General features: G+C 39.0%; 9 protein-coding genes. 2 read left to right on the forward strand and 7 right to left on the reverse strand.

The features are described 5' to 3' along the window. Positions 1-282 precede the first annotated feature (282 nt). The 7 genes from VB654_RS21330 to VB654_RS21360 all read right to left on the reverse strand — a co-directional run bounded on the left by VB654_RS21330 (position 283) and on the right by VB654_RS21360 (position 14,222). Positions 283-7,614, reverse strand: coding sequence for a non-ribosomal peptide synthetase (locus tag VB654_RS21330; RefSeq protein WP_323215806.1), 7,332 nt, complete (start codon positions 7,612-7,614; stop codon positions 283-285). Continuing rightward, a complete protein-coding gene (locus VB654_RS21335) occupies positions 7,611-7,904 on the reverse strand; it encodes an acyl carrier protein (protein ID WP_323215807.1) in 294 nt (97 codons plus the stop codon). Before VB654_RS21335 ends, VB654_RS21330 begins: the two co-directional genes overlap by 4 nt. Before the next feature lie 127 nt (positions 7,905-8,031). Further along, positions 8,032-8,589, reverse strand: a complete 558-nt coding sequence (locus VB654_RS21340) for an FcoT family thioesterase (RefSeq protein ID WP_323215808.1) — start codon at positions 8,587-8,589, stop codon at positions 8,032-8,034. A gap of 233 nt (positions 8,590-8,822) precedes the next feature. Next, complete coding sequence (locus VB654_RS21345; RefSeq protein WP_323215809.1) at positions 8,823-9,701, reverse strand: TauD/TfdA dioxygenase family protein; 879 nt, start codon at positions 9,699-9,701, stop codon at positions 8,823-8,825. A 137-nt stretch (positions 9,702-9,838) separates the two neighbouring features. Then, a complete protein-coding gene (locus tag VB654_RS21350; RefSeq protein WP_323215810.1) occupies positions 9,839-11,095 on the reverse strand; it encodes an MFS transporter in 1,257 nt (418 codons plus the stop codon). A 65-nt stretch (positions 11,096-11,160) separates the two neighbouring features. Then, on the reverse strand, positions 11,161-12,738 hold the full coding sequence (locus VB654_RS21355) for a long-chain-fatty-acid--CoA ligase (protein ID WP_323215811.1): 1,578 nt from the start codon (positions 12,736-12,738) through the stop codon (positions 11,161-11,163). 101 nt (positions 12,739-12,839) lie between these two features. Continuing rightward, a complete protein-coding gene (locus tag VB654_RS21360; RefSeq protein ID WP_323215812.1) occupies positions 12,840-14,222 on the reverse strand; it encodes a transposase in 1,383 nt (460 codons plus the stop codon). Positions 14,223-14,975: 753 nt separating this feature from the next. On the opposite strand from VB654_RS21360, the gene VB654_RS21365 reads away from it, so the two are divergent. Continuing rightward, positions 14,976-17,492, forward strand: a complete 2,517-nt coding sequence (locus VB654_RS21365) for a TonB-dependent receptor domain-containing protein (RefSeq protein WP_323215813.1) — start codon at positions 14,976-14,978, stop codon at positions 17,490-17,492. Positions 17,493-17,708: 216 nt separating this feature from the next. Beyond that, positions 17,709-18,890 (forward strand): MFS transporter, encoded by a 1,182-nt coding sequence (locus VB654_RS21370; RefSeq protein ID WP_323215814.1) that lies wholly within the window; start codon positions 17,709-17,711, stop codon positions 18,888-18,890. Positions 18,891-18,968 lie beyond the last annotated feature (78 nt).

The raw sequence follows: 18,968 nt of genomic DNA on the forward strand, positions 1-18,968 counted from the left end.
GTACTTTGTGGTTCGTTTATTTATAGCATTTCCTAGTTTGCTGATGTACAAATCTCTGCGTACCTGTGCGCTTTACTTTGCGTCCCTTTGCGTTTCAAAAATTTGTACCTCATTTACAGCAATTTTCAGGTAAATGAACCATACTATTTTTATCTCACGCATTAGCGCAGCAAAGCACGAAGTGCGTTAGGCGCAAAGGAAGAAATAAGACCGTGGTCTAAATAGATGAAAACTGCTGTAACTGGGAATCGCTATAAATATCAGTACACATAAATACTACATTTAAATTTGGATTATTTCTTTATCGTCATCTTGTTCTGTAGGTAATGGTTTTTGTGTAATTTTGGCTATGATTAATTGCTCATCAATGGCTAATGCCAGTTGTTGAATATTTGTTGTTTCTACTAATAATTGGCGCATGGAAATGTTGACTTGAAGTTGATTTTGTAAGTAATTTTTCAACTGCACAAGTTTGAGTGAGTCTATTCCTAATTCAAAGAATTTATGCTGTATTCCCACTGTTTCAATTTGCAGCAGTTGTTGGATAAATTCGGCTATTGTTTTTTCGGTTTCGGTTTGCGGAGGGACTAAGGTTGCTGATTTAGCTGTTGCGAGATTGGGGGTTGGTAAGGCTTTTCTATCTATTTTTCCGTTGGGGGTTAGGGGTAAGGTGTCAATGAGAATATATTCAGCAGGTATCATGTATTGTGGAAGTTTCTGCTGTAGATATTCTCGGAATTGGCTAGAATTTGATTTGGTAGTTTGAGGATTTTTAAGTATTGACCATTGCTGAGAATCTGTTGGGTCTATTTTTCCACCAACAAAGCTATAAAGGAGAATTTGATTGGCTTCTAGTTGAAATAAATCTTGAATTTGGGGAAATTCTAAATAACCAAGGGGACAAAGACCAATTTCTTGAGTCGGTGCGCTGTTCATGAGTAATTGTCCGATGTGTCCTGCTTCTAAAAGACAGAAGTCTCTAGCAATTTCTCCATACATCGGTGCGATCGCACTTAGTTTCCCAATCAAATATATCGCAAAAGCGGATTGTTCAAAAAGTGGTTGATTCTCAAGGTAAACACTACTATCTATTTCGTTGGTGCTGTAGAGTAAGATTAAATTGTGGTCGCTGGGATGATAATAATATATTCCTGCGGGAAGGGTTTCGATGCTGTTGGGTTTGATAAATAAGTAAGTTTGTACGGGATAAAGACTCCCAGCAGAAGGATAGCGATATTTGGGGAGGGGATAATCACCCAGTTGCATTTGCTGGAGACAGTTGAGAAATTGGCTAAATTGTTCTAGGGAGATTTTTTGAAGTAAAAATTGTCTGTAACTTTGGCGTTCTAGATAAGCTGTTTGCTCAAGTTCAGATTTGGGTAAGTGAATAGTAATTGGCGATGATTCTGATTTGCGGATTCCTGGTTGCTGGAGTTTAAATTCAATGCGTTCTCCAGCGTCGCTTAATACTCCTGGTTGCTGAGTTGGTTGGTAAGCTTCCCCTAAATTGGGAGTTGGTGTATCGCTAACGATATAAGCAACTAATTGTGGTGTTTGTTCTACTGTGGTGACTACTGCTTCTTTAACGGTGGGATGCTGTTTTAATATGGCTTCAATTTCACCAAGTTCAATTCTATAACCGTTGATTTTGACTTGAAAATCTTCTCTTCCTAAAAATTCTATATTCCCGTCGGGTAAATAGCGTCCCAAGTCGCCTGTTTTATACAATTTTTCTTTGGTAACTGGATGAGTAATGAAACTAGCGTTTGTCTTTTCTGCGTCTTTCCAGTAGCCTTTTGCTAAACCAATACCGCCAATATATAGTTGTCCTGTTACCCAAACAGGAGTTTGCTGCAAATTGTGATTGAATACATATACTTGTTGATTATCGAGTGGTTTGCCGTAGGGAATACTTTTCCAGGTAGAATCGACTTGGGTAATTGGATAGTAAATTGACCAAATGGAAGCTTCTGTTGCTCCTCCTAAACTCACAACTTGGATATTTGTCCACAATTTTTGGATTTGATTTGGTAAATTTAGAGGTAGCCAATCCCCACTCAACAAAGCTAAACGTAGAGATGAAGGTTGTTGTGGTTGGTTGGTAAGATATTCTACCAACATTTGCATCAAAGCTGGAACTGAGTTCCATAGGGTAATTTGCTGAGATACTATTAACTCTAACCAGTGTGCGGGATCTTTGGTTTGCTGTGCTGAGGGAATAACTATTGTTCCTCCCGCCGCTAATATGCCGAAGATGTCGTAAACTGAGAGGTCGAAGTTTAATGCTGATAAAGCTAAGATGCGATCGCCTGATTTAACTCCAAAGCGTCGATTGATATCCAAAATGGTATTCACCGCACCTCGATGATCAATCATCACGCCTTTGGGCAAACCCGTAGAACCGGAAGTGTAGATGATGTAAGCTAAAGCTGATGGATTTTGAGGGTGTAGGGGTGTAGGGGTGTAGGGGTGTAGGGGTGTGAGAGAATCAATGTAAATACGAGTCAGATTTTCTGAGCGTTCTAAAGAATTATCTAACCAAGATTGAGTCAGAACGATTTTTGCTTGGCTTTGTTCGAGTAAGTATGCTTGTCGCGTTGCTGGTAATTCGGAATCGATGGGGAGATAAGCCGCACCAGCGATTAAAATTCCTAGTACAGCAACAATTTGCTCCCAACCTTTTTCCATGACAATGGCGATTGCCTCTGGCACAGCGCTCCGCGCTATCGCATTGTCGCTACTTGCTCCCAATTCTCGCAGTTGAGATGCTAATTGGAGAGCGTGTTGGTATAATTCCTGATAAGTTAGGGTACGCTCTGGGGTAATGACTGCTGGAGAATCAGCTTGGATCTGCACTTGCTTGATAAACAAACTGTGCAAAGTTTCCTCAGAAATGGGTGGGGTGGGATAATTTACAATTGTCGGTTGTTGTAATTCTCGCTGAATCTTGCTCCAAACAGCATCTGAGGTAATTAATCGTTGGAGCAAATCGCAGTAAGCAGCAAACATCTCATCCAGTAAACCTGGGGGGAAAAGTTCTTCCACCGCATCCCAGTTAAATATTAAAGTTCCGTTTTGCTCTCTCAGTTGATTATCTAACCAAACTTGTGGGGTTTGACTGATACTGTAAACGAGTTCGCCTAACTGACTTAATATTGATGTATCCTGACCAAGTGATTCTAAACCTAGTGTACTAGTAAATATCACTGGCATAAATTGGTAACTTTGGCGTTGACGGCTAAGTTCTCGCTCTACTTGCAAACCACTGATATAACCGTGATCTAAATCTTGCCACAGTTGTTGCTGTAATTGTTGAGCGTGGTTGCTAAAGCTTTGAGGAACTGAGCGATCGACTTCCAAAAGTGTCAAAGAAGTAAAGTCTCCCATAATCTCATTGACTTGGGGATGTAAAGGTAAACGTTTAAATAATGTGAGATTAATCGTAAACTTAGGATTTTTGCTCCATTGACTGAGGATTTCTGCAAAAGCAGCTAATAAAACTCCCGAAGGAGTTAAGTTAAATTGTTGAGCGCGATTTTGTAATTTGCGCCATTGTTCTGGAGACAGTTGAGAACTACGACGTTGAAACCGAGGATTGGTAATGGAATTGGGATTTTTCGCTAGGGGTAATTCTGGTGCTGGTGGTAAGGTATCTAGTCGGTTAAACCAATATTCTTGAGAACGTTGATATTGGGGTGTATTTTTTAAAGTTGATTCCCCAAGCACATAATCGCGGAAGGAAAGTTCTAAGGGTGGTAATACAAACTCAGAATTATTATATAAATCTAACCACTCCCGCATCAGCATAAACACACTCCAAGCATCAGCAATCAAAGCATCAAAACTCAGGTGGAGTCTGGTACGCTGTTCATCTATAGGTGTAGCTCGAATTCTAAATAGAGGCCATTGATCCGCAGGTAAGACTTCATGGGACATCTGCTCGCGCATCACCTCTAAATCTTGCAAATCCAAAACTTCTATTTCATAAGCTGGTACTGTTGTCAGAATTTGCTGTTGACCATCTGGTAAAATAACAGCACGCAGCATATCGTGACGCAAAATGAGTTTTTGCCAAGCTTGATTTAATCTTGTTAAATCTAGGCGATCGCAATCTAATTCTAAATAACCATGAGCAGCAATATTTCCTAATTCAAAAGCTTCATTGCGTCCTAACCAATAAGCTTGTTGAATGTCGGTGAGGGGAAAAGGTTGATATAGCTGTTCTGGATTTGGGATAATTGTTGGTAAATCAACTGAAGATTCTGTCTTTGTAAAAGATGTCAGTGCTTCACTCAATCCAGCCACTGTGGGAGATGCTAACAAAGAGCGTAACGGTAACTCAATATTTAAGGTTTGTTGTAATCGCGCCATAACTTGAGTTGCAAGTAGAGAATGTCCCCCCAATTCAAAAAAGTTATCGTGAATCCCTACTTGTGTGAGTCCCAAAACAGCAGCGATAATATTAGCGATCGCTTCTTCCGTTGCTGTGCGCGGTGGAACAAAATCTATTTCTCGACTCTGTTCCATATCTGGAATTGGTAAAGCACGCCGATCTACTTTCCCGTTGGGGGTTAAAGGTAAAGTTTCCAGAATGGCGATCACATTGGGAATTATATAATCAGGTAACTTCTGTTTGAGAAAGTTACGCAATTCACTAGTTGTTAATGATTGCTGTCCAGAAACAATATATGCAACTATAGATTTATTGTCAGTTTGTAGTTGTCGAAGCATCACCACTGCTGCTTGAACTTGGGGATGACTACTCAAAACAGCTTCAATTTCCCCTAGTTCAATTCTAAAACCCCGAATCTTCACTTGATCGTCAATTCGACCGAGTAATTCAATATTACCGTCAGGAAGATAACGCGCTAAATCTCCGGTTTTGTACAAAATAAAGTTGTGGGGAGAATAGGAGATGAATTTCTCTTTGGTTAAATCAGGACGATTTAAATAACCTTGAGCTAAACCAGCACCACCAATATATAATTCACCAGTAACCCCAATGGGAACTAATTGTAAATATCGATCTAAAATATAAACTTGCGTGTTTGCAAATGGACGACCAATAGGAACCAACCCAGTTCCTAATTTCCCCATCCCCAATTCAAAATATGTGCTATCAATACACGCTTCCGTTACCCCATAGGAATTAATCAAACGTGTTTGTTCGCCACAAAAACGCTGAAATTCTTCATATTCTTGCACATACAAGTTATCTGAACCGACTACCAACAATTTCATAAAATGGAGATTTTTCTGAGTTCTTTGCAAATACTCAACTAAGTTTCTCAACACAGCTGGAACAAACTCCGCGCTATCAATTTTCTCCCTTAGCATCAGTTTATACAGCTTATCCGGTTCCAACAGCCACTCACGCGGACATAAAACCAACTTAGCGCCACTACAAAGAGCGCGAATGACATCCCCTGAAAACACATCAAAAGCAAAACTCGCCATTTGTAAATGACTAGTCAAAGACTGGAGTTGATAAGCTTTTTCCCAAGCATAAAACGCATTTACTAAACTACAATGAGCGATCACCACTCCTTTAGATTTACCTGTGGAACCTGATGTGTAAATCACGTAGGCTAAAACTTGAAATGTAGTATTAATGACTAAATTGTCTTCCCTCTCCTGGGAAATAGCTTGCCAATCTCGATCTAAACAAACTACAGTTAAATCCTCTATTGGTAAACTCGTGACTAATTTTTGTTGCGTCAGCAATATCAATACTTGGGAATCACGCAGCATAAAGTTCAAGCGTTCTTGGGGATACGCAGGATCTAAAGGTAGATAAGCTCCACCCGCTTTCAGAACTGCCAATAATGCAATAATCATTTCTAGGGAACGTTCCACACAAATTCCCACTAGTTGATTTTCACCTATTCCCAAAGAACGCAGGTAATGTGCTAGTTGATTGGCTTTGCTGTTTAATTGTTGATAAGTTAGTTGCTGTTCTTGAAATACCACCGCAACCGCGTTTGGTTGCTGCTTGACACAGTTCTCAAACAACTGATGAATGACTCGATCTTGGGGATAATCAACTTGGTTGGTGTTCCACTTCCACAACAAATGATTTGCTTCAGCTTCCGTGAGTAGAGGTAAGGAAGCAATTTGCTGTTCTGGGTTAGCAATAATCCCTGGGAGTAAAGTTTGAAAATGACTTGCTATCCTGCTAATTGTCGTAACATCAAATAAATCACTGTTGTATCTTAAAATACCAATTAATGATTCAGTTGTTTCCATCATATCGAACACTAAATCATTCTGTCCTTCCTGCTGGGGAATCACAAAAGGTTCGAGAGTTAACCCTCCCCAATCTTCTCGCATCTTAGTTTTATTAGATACAGATAATTCATAATCTTGAGCAATTTCACTGAGTTTTAACAAATTAAAAGAAACGCGAAAAAGACCAGGAAGACTCGGATCGCGGTTGAGTTGAGATCGCTCAATTAGTAAAGTAGAGGGATAATCTTGATGGGCGATCGCATCTAATACAGTTTGGCGGACTTGAGTCAAAAGCTGAGAAAATGTCGGATTACCAGCCAACTTTACCCGCAAAGCCAGCATATTCACGAAAAAGCCTACAGTTTCGGCAAATTGCGGCTGACTTCTCCCCTCAATAGGCGCACCCACAATTATATCTTCCTGGCCTGACAAGCGGTAAAGTAACACTTGAAAGGCGGTTAACAAAGTCATGTAAAGAGTTGCTCCTTGAGCTTTCGCCATTTCTCGTAGCTGAGAAGTCAACTCTTGATTTACTTCAAAAGTATAGGAAGCTCCCCGATAGCTTTGAATCGGTGGTCGCGGTCGGTCTGTTGGTAATTTTAATATGGGTAACTCACCCGCTAATTGTTCACGCCAGTAATTCCATAGTTCATCGCCTACAGAACTTGCTAAAGTATTTCTCTGCCACTGTACAAAGTCTTGATATTGGTACTTAATAGCAGGTAAAGATATAACTCGATCTGTATTTTCCGCTTCGTAGAGGGATCGCAACTCATCAAGAATAATTCCCAAGGAAAAACCATCAATCACAATGTGATGTATAGTTAGTAATATTACATAATTATCTTCAGAACAAGTAAATAAATTTACTCGTAATAAATTACCTTTTTCTAAATCAAAGGGACGCTGATATGCTGCTATAACTTGGCTTATCAACTCATCTTCATTCTTAGCTGAAGCGTCAATATTTTCAAAATCGACTTTTTGGTATTCATGAACCTGTTGAACAGGTTCGCCATCCTTTTGTGCAAATGTTGTGCGGAGAGTTGGATGACGATTTATTAACTTCTGAAATGCTTGTTGTAAAGCCGAAATATTTAAATAAGAGCGGATGCGAGCTGTAAAAGCAACATTATAAGCTGCACTTGTGGGTGCAAGTTTATACAAAAACCATAAACCTTGCTGACCATGAGTCAGAGGGTAGGATTTAGAACTATGAAAACCTTGGCGCAGCAAATCAATAATTTCTGTTTTATGCTGCTTAATTTGATTTAAAACTGTGGAAGTTAATACTTCTTTGCGACCACGATAACGCAGTTTAGTATCTTCCATCCACAATTCTATATTCTGTTGCGACAGTTGTGTGAGGAACTCAACTAAATTCATAATTCTCCTTCCAACAATTCATCATCATTTTCTATTTTTGAGTCAGCATTTATACTCAATTTATCGACTAATATTGCTAAATTTGCAACATTAGTATCCTCTAGAAATTTTACTGCTGGAATATCTAATTCCAAGTCTTTTCTAAACTTATTTCTGAGTTTGACAGCAATTAATGAATCAAGCCCTAAATAATTTAAAGACATTTCCACATCCAATTCAGATGCGTTTATCCCAATTGCTTTAGATATTTCGTCTTGAATATAATTTGTAAAAAATGTGATTTTAGACATACTACTTAAGCAAAACAAAGTCCTTGTTTGCGTTCTCTTCTCTGCGTAAAAAATTATTTAGGCAAGATATATACTGTTCACTAGTTTAATATCGCCTTGTAAAAAAAAAGGATTAATTCGAGTAAACCTATACCGGAGAATTTACAATAACTAATTTCACATTACCACTGCAATTACCATCTTTATCATCCCAATAACGACATTTAGTAACTATATACATCATCCCAGATTTAATCCGAATATTAGTAAACTCAATCTCACCCCAAAACTTAGAAGACTGCATAGCACGTCGAAAGGAACTTTCAAAATTCACAATATAGACATCCGGTAGCTGTTTATTCCAATAATCTGCCATAGTCCACGACTGCAATGATGCCATCAGTCTTTCTTTCACGGATTTAGCTATGACATAATACATCATTTGGTTGTAGCAAATATTGAACTCTACTGAATTAAAATGACCAGTGTCATCAATATAACATGATTCTGGAATCGAGAATTCACATCGTCCGATTACACGTCCCCCATGCTGAGGATCGCCATCTTTCGTTATTTCAGCAAATTTAAGATACTGACAATGAGCTTTATAAGGTTTGAGGACTTGTGCCAGTAATATATCATCATTATTGAAATAGATGCTATTTTTTTTGACGCTTTGTTGACTTGAATCTTGAAAATTTAACATGATATTTTATCCTGATTAAATGACTGAATAAGGCAAATTAATTTTTAATTTTTGGTGGCGTTGCTGATTGAGAATATGGATTTAACTCACGCAGAGGGGCAGAGTCGCAGAGAGTAAGAGTTGAGAAGAGTGAATTTAAAAATTTCATATTCAAATTCAACAACGCCAAATATTTAATGCATCAATCGTGACTTTTAAAACCTCCTCTTAAACGCAGGGAGAATAAAATTGCTCTATAACTGATAAAATGGATAGCTATCGTGCAAGGTCAATCGAAATGTGACCGCTGGTTCTGAATTTGTAGCATAGTGAGCGCAATGGACTAAAGATCGATTATCCCAAATCCGTATATCCCCTAATTCAAATTCATGGTGTTCGATTAATGGATATTCAAAAGTTTTGTCTAACTGACCGGAATGAGTCAACAACCTTTGGAGAATATTTATATCTTGCGGTTTTCCCTCTGAATTATCTATGCGATAAGTAAACCCCTCGGTAATGTAGAGGATAGTTTCTCCTGTAACCGGATGAATCAAGGTCGTTGGATGGTTTGCGGGAGGTGTGACTCGTTCAATCTCGTCCAATATTTCCGAAATCGGACGATAAACATCTCCAGGACGAATTTTAAAAAAACGTCTGACACTGTGATAACAACTCGACTCATTGGCGATCGCTTTCAGGTCATCTGGTAAACTTTGATATACTTTGGACATATTAATAAAGTAAGTCCCACGCTCTTTACTAGGAAGGATTTGAGGATATACCATTGAAAATGCAAATGGCCTGGGCATAAACGCATAATCAGCGTGCCAAAATTTACCAGTTTTTGGGACTCCAACTTGCTGACCATTCTCAGAAACATTAGAGGAAACAAAAATCTCTTTTCTTTCTGGATGGTGATACATCGGCTGATAGTATTTTTCTACCTCCCCAAAACGATACCCAAAATCGCAATACTCATCAGGTGATAAATCTTGCTCCTTGAGTACAACAATTTTGTATTCATATATCAGTTGCTTAAGATCCTCAATATCTCCATCTGAAGCAGTTTTATGATTAAAGTCATAAACAACAACTCCCATTCGCTGATTGTCTTGATATTCAACTTTCATAATTTTTTCACTCGCTATATGGCTTTTATTTAATTATTTAATTTTGGAGAAGTCAGGTAAATTTCCTGTTCCCTGTTCCCCGTTCACTATTCCCAGTTTTTACAGAAAAATTAATCAATCAAACCAGATTTATCTAGTTAACTAATTTTACGTACCGATGGATTCGCCGCTAAAGAAATACTTGTAATCAACATAATGCTACCCGCAACAGTAAACATAATTATCAGATTTAAATTTACTAAAATCCCAGCTAAAGCAAAAGAAATAGGAGCAACACCAAAAGCAGAAAACATTCCCAAACTCATCACTCTTCCTAACATTTCAGGTTGGGTTCTTTTCTGAAGCCAAGTGATTCCTACTACAGTAAAAATACAACTGCAAAATCCCAGCACTGCAATTGTTATACTAGCTAGTCCTATATTACCAATAAAGCCAAGTAAAAATAAACCAAAGCCTTGAACACTCGCAATAGTCAGCAGTAAAACTCCGATGTTGGGGAGATTTTTGACAAATTGAGGTGTGAGTGTCCCAATTAACCCACCACCACCCCAAGCTGATTGCAATATTCCTAAAGCTACTGCACCACCTGGGAAGCGACTATGAGCCAGTGAAGTCATCCCAACTTGTAATGGCCCAATAAATAGAAAATTTAGGATTACCATTACCAGCAAAAAGATTCTCAGAGGCTGATTGTGCCATGCGTAGTAAAATCCCTCACGGATACCAGCAATCAAACTCATAGTTTTTTTAGTTGACGTAGAATTTTGATTTAATTCCCCATTCAATACTATTGCTTTTGCTGTTGTTCCCTTCATGAGCAAAAGGGTGATAGTTGTGATGGCGAAAGTTATCCCATCAATGACAAATGCGACTTCAATACCAGCAGTTGCAATCAGCAAACCACCCAAAGCCGGCCCAATTAGCAAAATCAGTTGGGAAGTTCCTTGGCTCAGGGTATTACTTGCTATTAACTGTTCTTTTGATACCAGACTGGGGATAATTGATTTAGATGCAGGTATAAAAAAGCTATCAAATATTCCGAAGCCCGCAGCAAAAAAGTAAATATGCCATAGTTGAATCATTTTAAGCGCAACGATGGTTGCAAATAAAACGACTAGTAACCCACGTAAAGCATTGGAAACTAACATCACTAATCGTGGTGAAAAGCGATCGCTCACCACACCACCAAACAACATCAAAACAGCACGAGGAATTGCTGCACTCATTAACACTGTACCTAATGTGATACCAGAGTTAGTTAATTGTATTGTTAACCAAGGTAATGCAACGATGTAGAATTGGTCGCCTAGAAGTGAAACGGTTTCACCGATATACAAAAGTAAAAAGTTGCGTACAGTTAGCGGTTTCCAAAGTGGAACTTGAGAATTATTCATTAGTCATTTCTTCCTTTGCGCTCCTCTGCGTTTTAAAATAAACCCAAATATTGGGGATACTTTCTTTAATTCACCCGCCGTTCATACCCTTGCCAATATTTCTCCCGAATCTTGGCTTTTTGTAATTTACCACTAGGCGTTCTTGGCAAAGATTCAGTAAACTCAACGCTTCTAGGTAACTTAAAATCAGCAATTTTACCCCGAACAAAATTAATAATATCTAGTGCGGTTGCTTTCATTCCTGTTTTTAACACCACAATCGCTTTGATTGCTTCTCCAAAATCTTCATCTGGAACACCAATTACTGCTACCTCTCTGATGGCTGGATGTTCATATAAAATATTTTCAATTTCTGCGGGATAGACATTTTCACCACCATAAAGAATCATGTCTTTAAAGCGATCGCAAATGTAAATGTAACCTTCTTCATCAAAATAACCAGCATCACCAGTATGAATCCAGCCATCTACTAAGGTTTTTGCTGTAGCTTCAGGTAATTTCCAATAACCAATCATATTTGCAGGAGATTTGATACAAACTTCACCCACTTGAGCGCAAGATAGTTCTTTATCTTCACTGTTGATGATGGCTACCGATACGCCAGGAAAGGGTTTACCCGCAGCTTTGAGGATGTTTTTATTTGCAGATGTATGGTCTTGTGCAGGTAAAGAAACAGCACAATTACCAGTTTCGGTCATTCCATATATTTGTACAAAATTACAACCGAATGTAGCGATCGCACTTTTTAGTGATGATTCAGCTATGGGAGAACCCCCATAAATAATGTATTCTAGTGATGAAAAATCTGTTTTTTGACATAATGGTTCGTTCAACAAAATTTGAATCATAGCTGGAACCATAAATGTCTTAGTGATGCGGTACTTTTCAATCGCTTCGAGAACCTCAACGCCGATAAAATTTTCTAAGACAATATTTTCTGCTCCTGATGCTAAACCACGAATAGCCCACCATAAACTACCGATATGGAATAAAGATAAGGTTAGCAAACTTTTGTCAGTTGCGTTCCAGTTGATCCAGGTTTGACCTCGTTGAGCAAATTCTTTGGCGATCGCAAAAAAACTGTAATGTCCTAGTTGGACACCTTTAGGTCTTCCAGTCGTGCCGCTAGTATACATTTGTACGGCTACATCATTGGCTGCAACAGCAACATTTGGTGGCTCATCACTATGTTCCTGTGACCAAATATCGTAACTCAGGCAATTACCGTCAATTTCTTCTAAGGCAATAATGGTTTTAACACCGTCAATCTCATTTATAATCGATGCTACTAACTGATAAAATTCTGCCCCAACAAAAAGAATATCAACATTAGCATCTCTGAGAATATAGCTGATTTCAGCAGCAGCTAAACGCCAATTAATTGGTACAAAAACAGCTTTTATTTTGCAACAACCAAATAAAATTTCATAACTCTTAAGTGAATCTTTCGCTAAAAATGCTACTCGCGCCCCTGATTTAACTCCTTGGGTTAATAGTGAATTTGCGACCTGATTACTTCTTTGATCTAATTGTATATAGGTAAGTGACTTATCCTTGAATATCAATGCTCTAGCGTCTGGAAATTGACGTGCTTGCACGCGCGGTAAATCTGCTAACGTTGTTATTTCACTGTTATACATCATCGACATTTCTCAGAAAATTGCTCAGTTTTTTGTGCAGTCGTAACAAGCTATGTGAACCAGCCCTCTAAATATTGACAAATAACATATTTTATGATGTTACTTCATGGGATAGCATCAAGAGTTGCTTTGTATTGCTTGAGCTTTCGAGCAATGGAACAGTGGGGATGTTTGCCATCAACCAAGAGAGGTGGTCGCTTCTTTTTGGGACTTCTGGGATGCTTGCGAAACGATTTCAGATGTACTTTAGTGGCCAGATGTTGGAGAATATCTACCATCTGAATGTCGGTAAACTCCTCAAAGCATTGCCAATGAACCGGAGGAATGGCAATCATCATGCCTCGATAGATACCGTGAATATCATCCACCAAATAATAATCGGATAATCCGGCATCGATTTTGTCTACCCCATGTACACTACCAAGGACTGCTTTCAGAGTCGCTAAAAGGTTGTAGACTGACAGCGCCAGACAATAGGAGAACAAAGCAGCTTTGGGATAAGCTAAGGTTTCAATCTCCCCATGAAAGTTTTGGGTAACAGTTTGGAATAAAGTTTCCACACTCCACCGCCCTTGATAGAGTTCTGCCACCAGAACGCCGTCGGCATCAGTGGGTGGTAAATTGGTAAAAATAGCAATTTCCCAATCTTGGTCACGGGTGGGACAATTCAGCTTGACAACGATACGGCGACACCGAAAAGTTCGTCCCTCATGGGTAATTTCAATCTGTTGTTCAAATACGGTTCCAGTTTCACATCGTCCGACTGACTGTAATTCACTCACGGGCGTGTATCCTAAATTCCCGTGTTGACGAATCACAAAAAACGCTCCCAGTTTGGCAATAGTATGCAGAAATCCGGCGGTACAGAAGTTACGGTCGGCAATCCATACTTGTTGGGGTTGCACTTGTGCCAAAACCTGATTGAACAAGGAGCGTTCTTGGGAATGACCGTCTTCACAGGGGATGACATCAACAACCAGTTTTGTCCCTGGGTCGAGAATGGTGATTGTTTTTCCGGGTAATGGTTTGGCTGCATGGGGACGCAGCGCTGCTAGTCTGCGTTCGGTTCCGGCTAAACAACTACCATCGACAATCCGCAGCCGATATTGTTTTCCTAGAGGACTAGGGCGTTCCACATTCAATCGGTGAAGTAACTCCTGGAGGTCTGATGCTGTTTCATGGACTAATGCCCGACTCACAGGCAGTTCAATTCGTTGCAGTTTGTTGTATAGTGCTGTGGCGCTGACACTTACCTCCACTGCCTTCTTCTGATAAGCGGCATGAACCGATGGATACATCCCACATACTACCAGACTCATCAAATCCACCTGAGTCGAAAACAGTAACTCTTGAGAGTATTGGCGATCGCTCTGATTCTCAAATAGCTGATTCATCCGTGAGGAGTTAAAAATATTTGACATCAGGACTCGCATCATGACACTGACGGGGCTGGCTTCTACAAATGCATCAAATATGGAAGATAACATCAGCGTTTAAGTATAGTTTTTGTTTTATCTCCTTAGAAAAATCACATAATGTACTTTTTGTCAATATTGAGAGGGCTGAATACTATAGGTTAAGCTAATACAGATTTTAGAGTATTGTCAATCTAAAATATCTTTATAACAATCAGTATAAATTAATACATATTAGCTTTGGCTATTTATTTTTTTTCTTCAAATTAATTAAAAGTTAAAAAATATACTCTCACCAGGCATCAAGTCCAACGCATCTAGAGTAGAATAATCCCTTAATAACAAGGGTTTGGGTGGTTAAAATTTAGGTTATTTTTTCATCAATATCCTTGTCCAGCAAAAGCTTCAGAGATTAAGTGCCTTGTTTAGAATCTGTTTTCAAGATTTGATACGTACAAAAAAACACAGTATTAAATACTACTGTTGATCACTAGTGTATTTATTAATAATTAATTTTATATATCTTTAACTTTTTATAGAAAAACTTTAATATTTGACAATAAGTCAAACTAATCTCAAATGCTTGTTTATTAACAGTTTTGAAAGTACATCAATCAACTGTTTTCAACCATAAGAATAATTAATCAATAAGTAATTTTTAATCTAGAACGCGATTTAGAAGTTTGACAGCTTGTCATTTGACAGATTTACCACAAAGCCAAATAATTGAGCAACATAAATGCTTGAGTCGATTTGCTACTAATAACTTTAATTTTGTCAATTTTTATTGATAATTTGAGATTACTTTTTTGGTGTGAGGATTAAATGAGGAAACTGTATCTACTGGAAAATTCAGGACTAGCTATCATACTTGCCATATTTTTAATAAATCAACAAGCTTTAGCTGTAACAAAAGAAGATCATCAAATTCCCCAGCTTTCAGATATTAAGCTTCCTCACACAAGTGTCAAAGAGTGGCTAGCTCAACAAGAGCAGTCTACTATCCTAGTAACAGGGATAAAGTTAGATCAGACAGCTAGTGGGTTAGAAGTTGTTTTAGAAACATCTGCATCTGATCAGCTGCAAGCCACAACTAAAATAGAAGGTAATAGCTTTATTGCAAATATCCCAAATGCACAATTGCTTTTAGCCAGTGGTAATACCTTCCGTCAAGAAAAGCCAGTTGCGGGAATTACGGAAGTATTAGCGGTAAACCAGGATGCAAATAGTATCCAAATTACTGTAGTTGGGACAACACAAGCTCCAAAAGTCGAACTATTTGACAGCAATGAAGGTTTAGTTTTAGGGGTGACACCAACAACACCTGAAACTCAACTATCAGCCGAGAGCCAAAAACCTAATGAACCAGATATTGAATTAACTGTTACTGCCCAAAAACGACCTGAAAATGCACAGAATGTACCCATTAGTATTACTGTAATACCTCGTCAGGAAATAGAAGATGCTCAAATCGATTCTTTGATTGATATTGCCAATCAAACGCCCAACTTTAATTTTCTTCCCACATCTTCCGGCGGTACAGAGTTTAGTAATTACAGTTTGCGGGGTTTGAACAATCAAAATTTCCTTACTGCTCAGGATAGCGTAGCCTTTTACATCGATGATATTCCAATTGACTATAACGGCTTTCTTGACTTAGCTTTACTCGATCTAGAACAAATAGAAGTGCTAAGAGGCCCTCAAAGTACGCTATATGGTCGAAATAGTTCTGGTGGGGTCGTCAATATCATTTCTAGACAAGCAACGCCAGAACCAGAAATACGAGTTAGTACAAGTTATGGTAGATATAACAGCCGCGAATTCCAATTCGCTCTCAATGATGCTTTGGTTGACGATAAATTATCACTGAGAATTGCGGGAGCTTACAGAGGACAGGATGGATTTATTAACAACCTCGCCACAGGTAATGAAATAGGTGAGCGATCGCGCCTAGCTGCAAGAGCGCAACTCCTGTGGACACCTACACCCGACTGGACAGTAGCTTTTAATAGCTATAACAGCTTTACAGATGACGGTAATCCCACTTACAACAAGTTAAATCCTGCTGACCCATTTGAGGTTAACTTACAAACTGAAGGATATAGTAAGCTAGATACAAATACTCAAGCTATCAGAGTTGGTTACAACGGCGAGGGTTTCCGAGCCACATCCATCACCGCACGTCGGTTTACCCGTCAAGAAAACCTTGTGCCGGGGAGTACAGGAGCGATACAAATTATTGATAGTATTGACTCCACATTATGGACGCAGGAATTACGTTTCCAATCTCCGGAAACTGCCGAGCGTTTTCAATGGTTGTTAGGTGGTTACTACGAATCTCGTGACTTTAACGTTGATGATTCTCAAATCGACTTTCCTGGATTTGGAAGATTCCGACGTACTGGAGACGATAATCGGCAAACCTACGCGGTATTTGGACAAGTAGATTATCAGCTTATAGAACCATTGACTGTATTTGCTGGTTTGCGTTACGAATCTAGTGATGCTTCTTCAGATAGTACTTATGAGTCAGTAAACCCTGACGGAACTCTCACCCCACTGCGTCCGGCATTTAACAATGAAAAAGTTAGCAACAGTGAATTGATTCCTCGCTTCGGTTTGAAATATCAATTCAATCCTAGTTTAATGGGATACGCGACTGTTGCCAAAGGTTACAGACCGGGTGGATTGAACTACCGCGCCAATAGTGAAGCAGAACTGCGATTTGGAGAAGAAAAAACTTGGAGTTATGAAGTCGGTTTGAAATCTTCTTGGCTGGATAATCATTTAATTGCTAACCTATCCATCTTTCAGAACGATGTAAATGACTATCAAGTTTTGCAATTTGATGAGAGTGGGTTTTTTGGCAGAGTTAACAATGTTGATCTCAAAGCCACTGGAGTAGAATTTGAACTGAAAGCAAAACCAGCTACAGGATTCGATTTAACTGCATCAGTTGGTTATGTAGATAGTATATACAAAAACTACCTAAATTCCGATACAGGTGTAGACCTAAGTAATAATAGAGTTCCCATAGCACCACAATTTACCTACAATTTAGCGGCTCAATATCGCAGTCAGTCCGGCTTATTTGCTCGTGCAGAATTGCGTGGTTATGGTATTACTTATTTCGATGATGAGAACCAAATCAAGCAAGAACCGTATGCCTTAGTAAATACTCGCATCGGTTACGAAGCTGAGAAATATGGCATTTACCTGTATGCAAATAACTTGTTTGATACTCGCTATATCACGTCTGGATTTTTATTCCCAGTACCGGATGGAACCGCAGGATTTGGCGATCCCGTGACCTATGGCGTGCAAATTAAAGCTAATTTCTAATTTAATTGTTGTGGCGATGGGAAACATTAACCGTTGCTGAGTGAGAATATGAATTTGTTTGACGCACAGACGCAGTTAGCTGGAAGCTTTCCCTCAGGGTGGCGCAGAGAGTGAGAGTTTAAGAGAGGCAATTTTTGATTTTCATATCTGGATTCAGCAACGCCAAACATTATTTTCCTGTCGCTATTTTTGATCTGTTATCCTCCGCACATCGCCATGCTTGCTAAATTAATCCTGCTCGCCGCACTTTATACTACACAATTCATTCCGACAACCTTTTTTATCCAAACTGTACCTGTTTTTATGCGACAACAAAATATGTCGCTGGATGCTATCGGGTTGTTAAGTTTTCTCATTCTTCCCTCAGCGTTAAAATTTCTGTGGTCGCCTTTTATTGACCGCTACAGTTTGCCAAGGTTAGGACACTATCGCGGTTGGATTATCTGTTTTCAACTTTTGTTAGCACTTGTAACATTTGGATGTGCGTTTATTGATATTCAAGAGAATTTCAATATCTTAGTTTTTTGTATGTTTCTCGCTTTTTTATTTTCCGCCAGCCAAGACATTGCAACCGATGCGTTAGCAGTAAATTTACTCAAACCACGAGAAAGAGGATTAGGAAACGCTATTCAAGCTGGGGGAAATGTTTTTGGCGCTATTATTGGTGGGGGCGGAGTGCTGATTCTACTAGATAGAATCGGCTGGCGGTATAGCTTGATAATTATGTCAGTTGTAATTTTACTGAATTTAATTCCAGTAATATTGTATAAAGAACAAGTTAGTAATAAATCTCAGAAATCAAACTTTTTTAAATCTTATTTTCAACCTTTTATCAACTTTCTCTCGCGTCCCAAAGCATTACCGTGGCTTTTCGTAGTATTGCTATATATGGGAGGCGAAATGATGTCAGGTACAATGCTTCGGCCACTTTTTGTTGATAGAGGTTTGTCGCTCTCAGATATTGGCTTAATGTTGGGTATTGTCAGTTACAGTGTCCGCATTGTTAGTGCTTTGATTGCAGGAATTTTGATTCCCCACTTGGGAAGATTATGTTCTCTAACTCTATTTGGTTTTGCTGCCAGCATGATGACGCTTTTATATATCATACCTGCAATTGGTATCAGTAGTTTACCTGTGCTGTATGCTGTTAGTATCACAGTCAATGCAGCCCAAAGCATGGCATATACTGCATTACTAAGTGCCATGATGGATAAATGCGAACTAGCTACAGCCGCTACTGATTATACGCTTCAAGTGTCAGTAGTATATCTGGGTGGAATTGCTGCTTCAGTTCTGAGTGGTGCGATCGCCACTGCTACGGGATATACGTTTATGTTTATCATTAGTGCAGCCTTGAGTTTATTGAGCGTACTACTAATAACCAACTTGCGGACATAGAAGCAACACATTCACAAGGTACACAGCCGAATGGCTAGCTACGACCGCCAGAAAAATTTAGTTACTGAAATTGTATTG

The sequence above is a fragment of the Nodularia sp. UHCC 0506 genome (assembly GCF_034931045.1).
In the GTDB taxonomy this organism is placed as follows: domain Bacteria; phylum Cyanobacteriota; class Cyanobacteriia; order Cyanobacteriales; family Nostocaceae; genus Nodularia.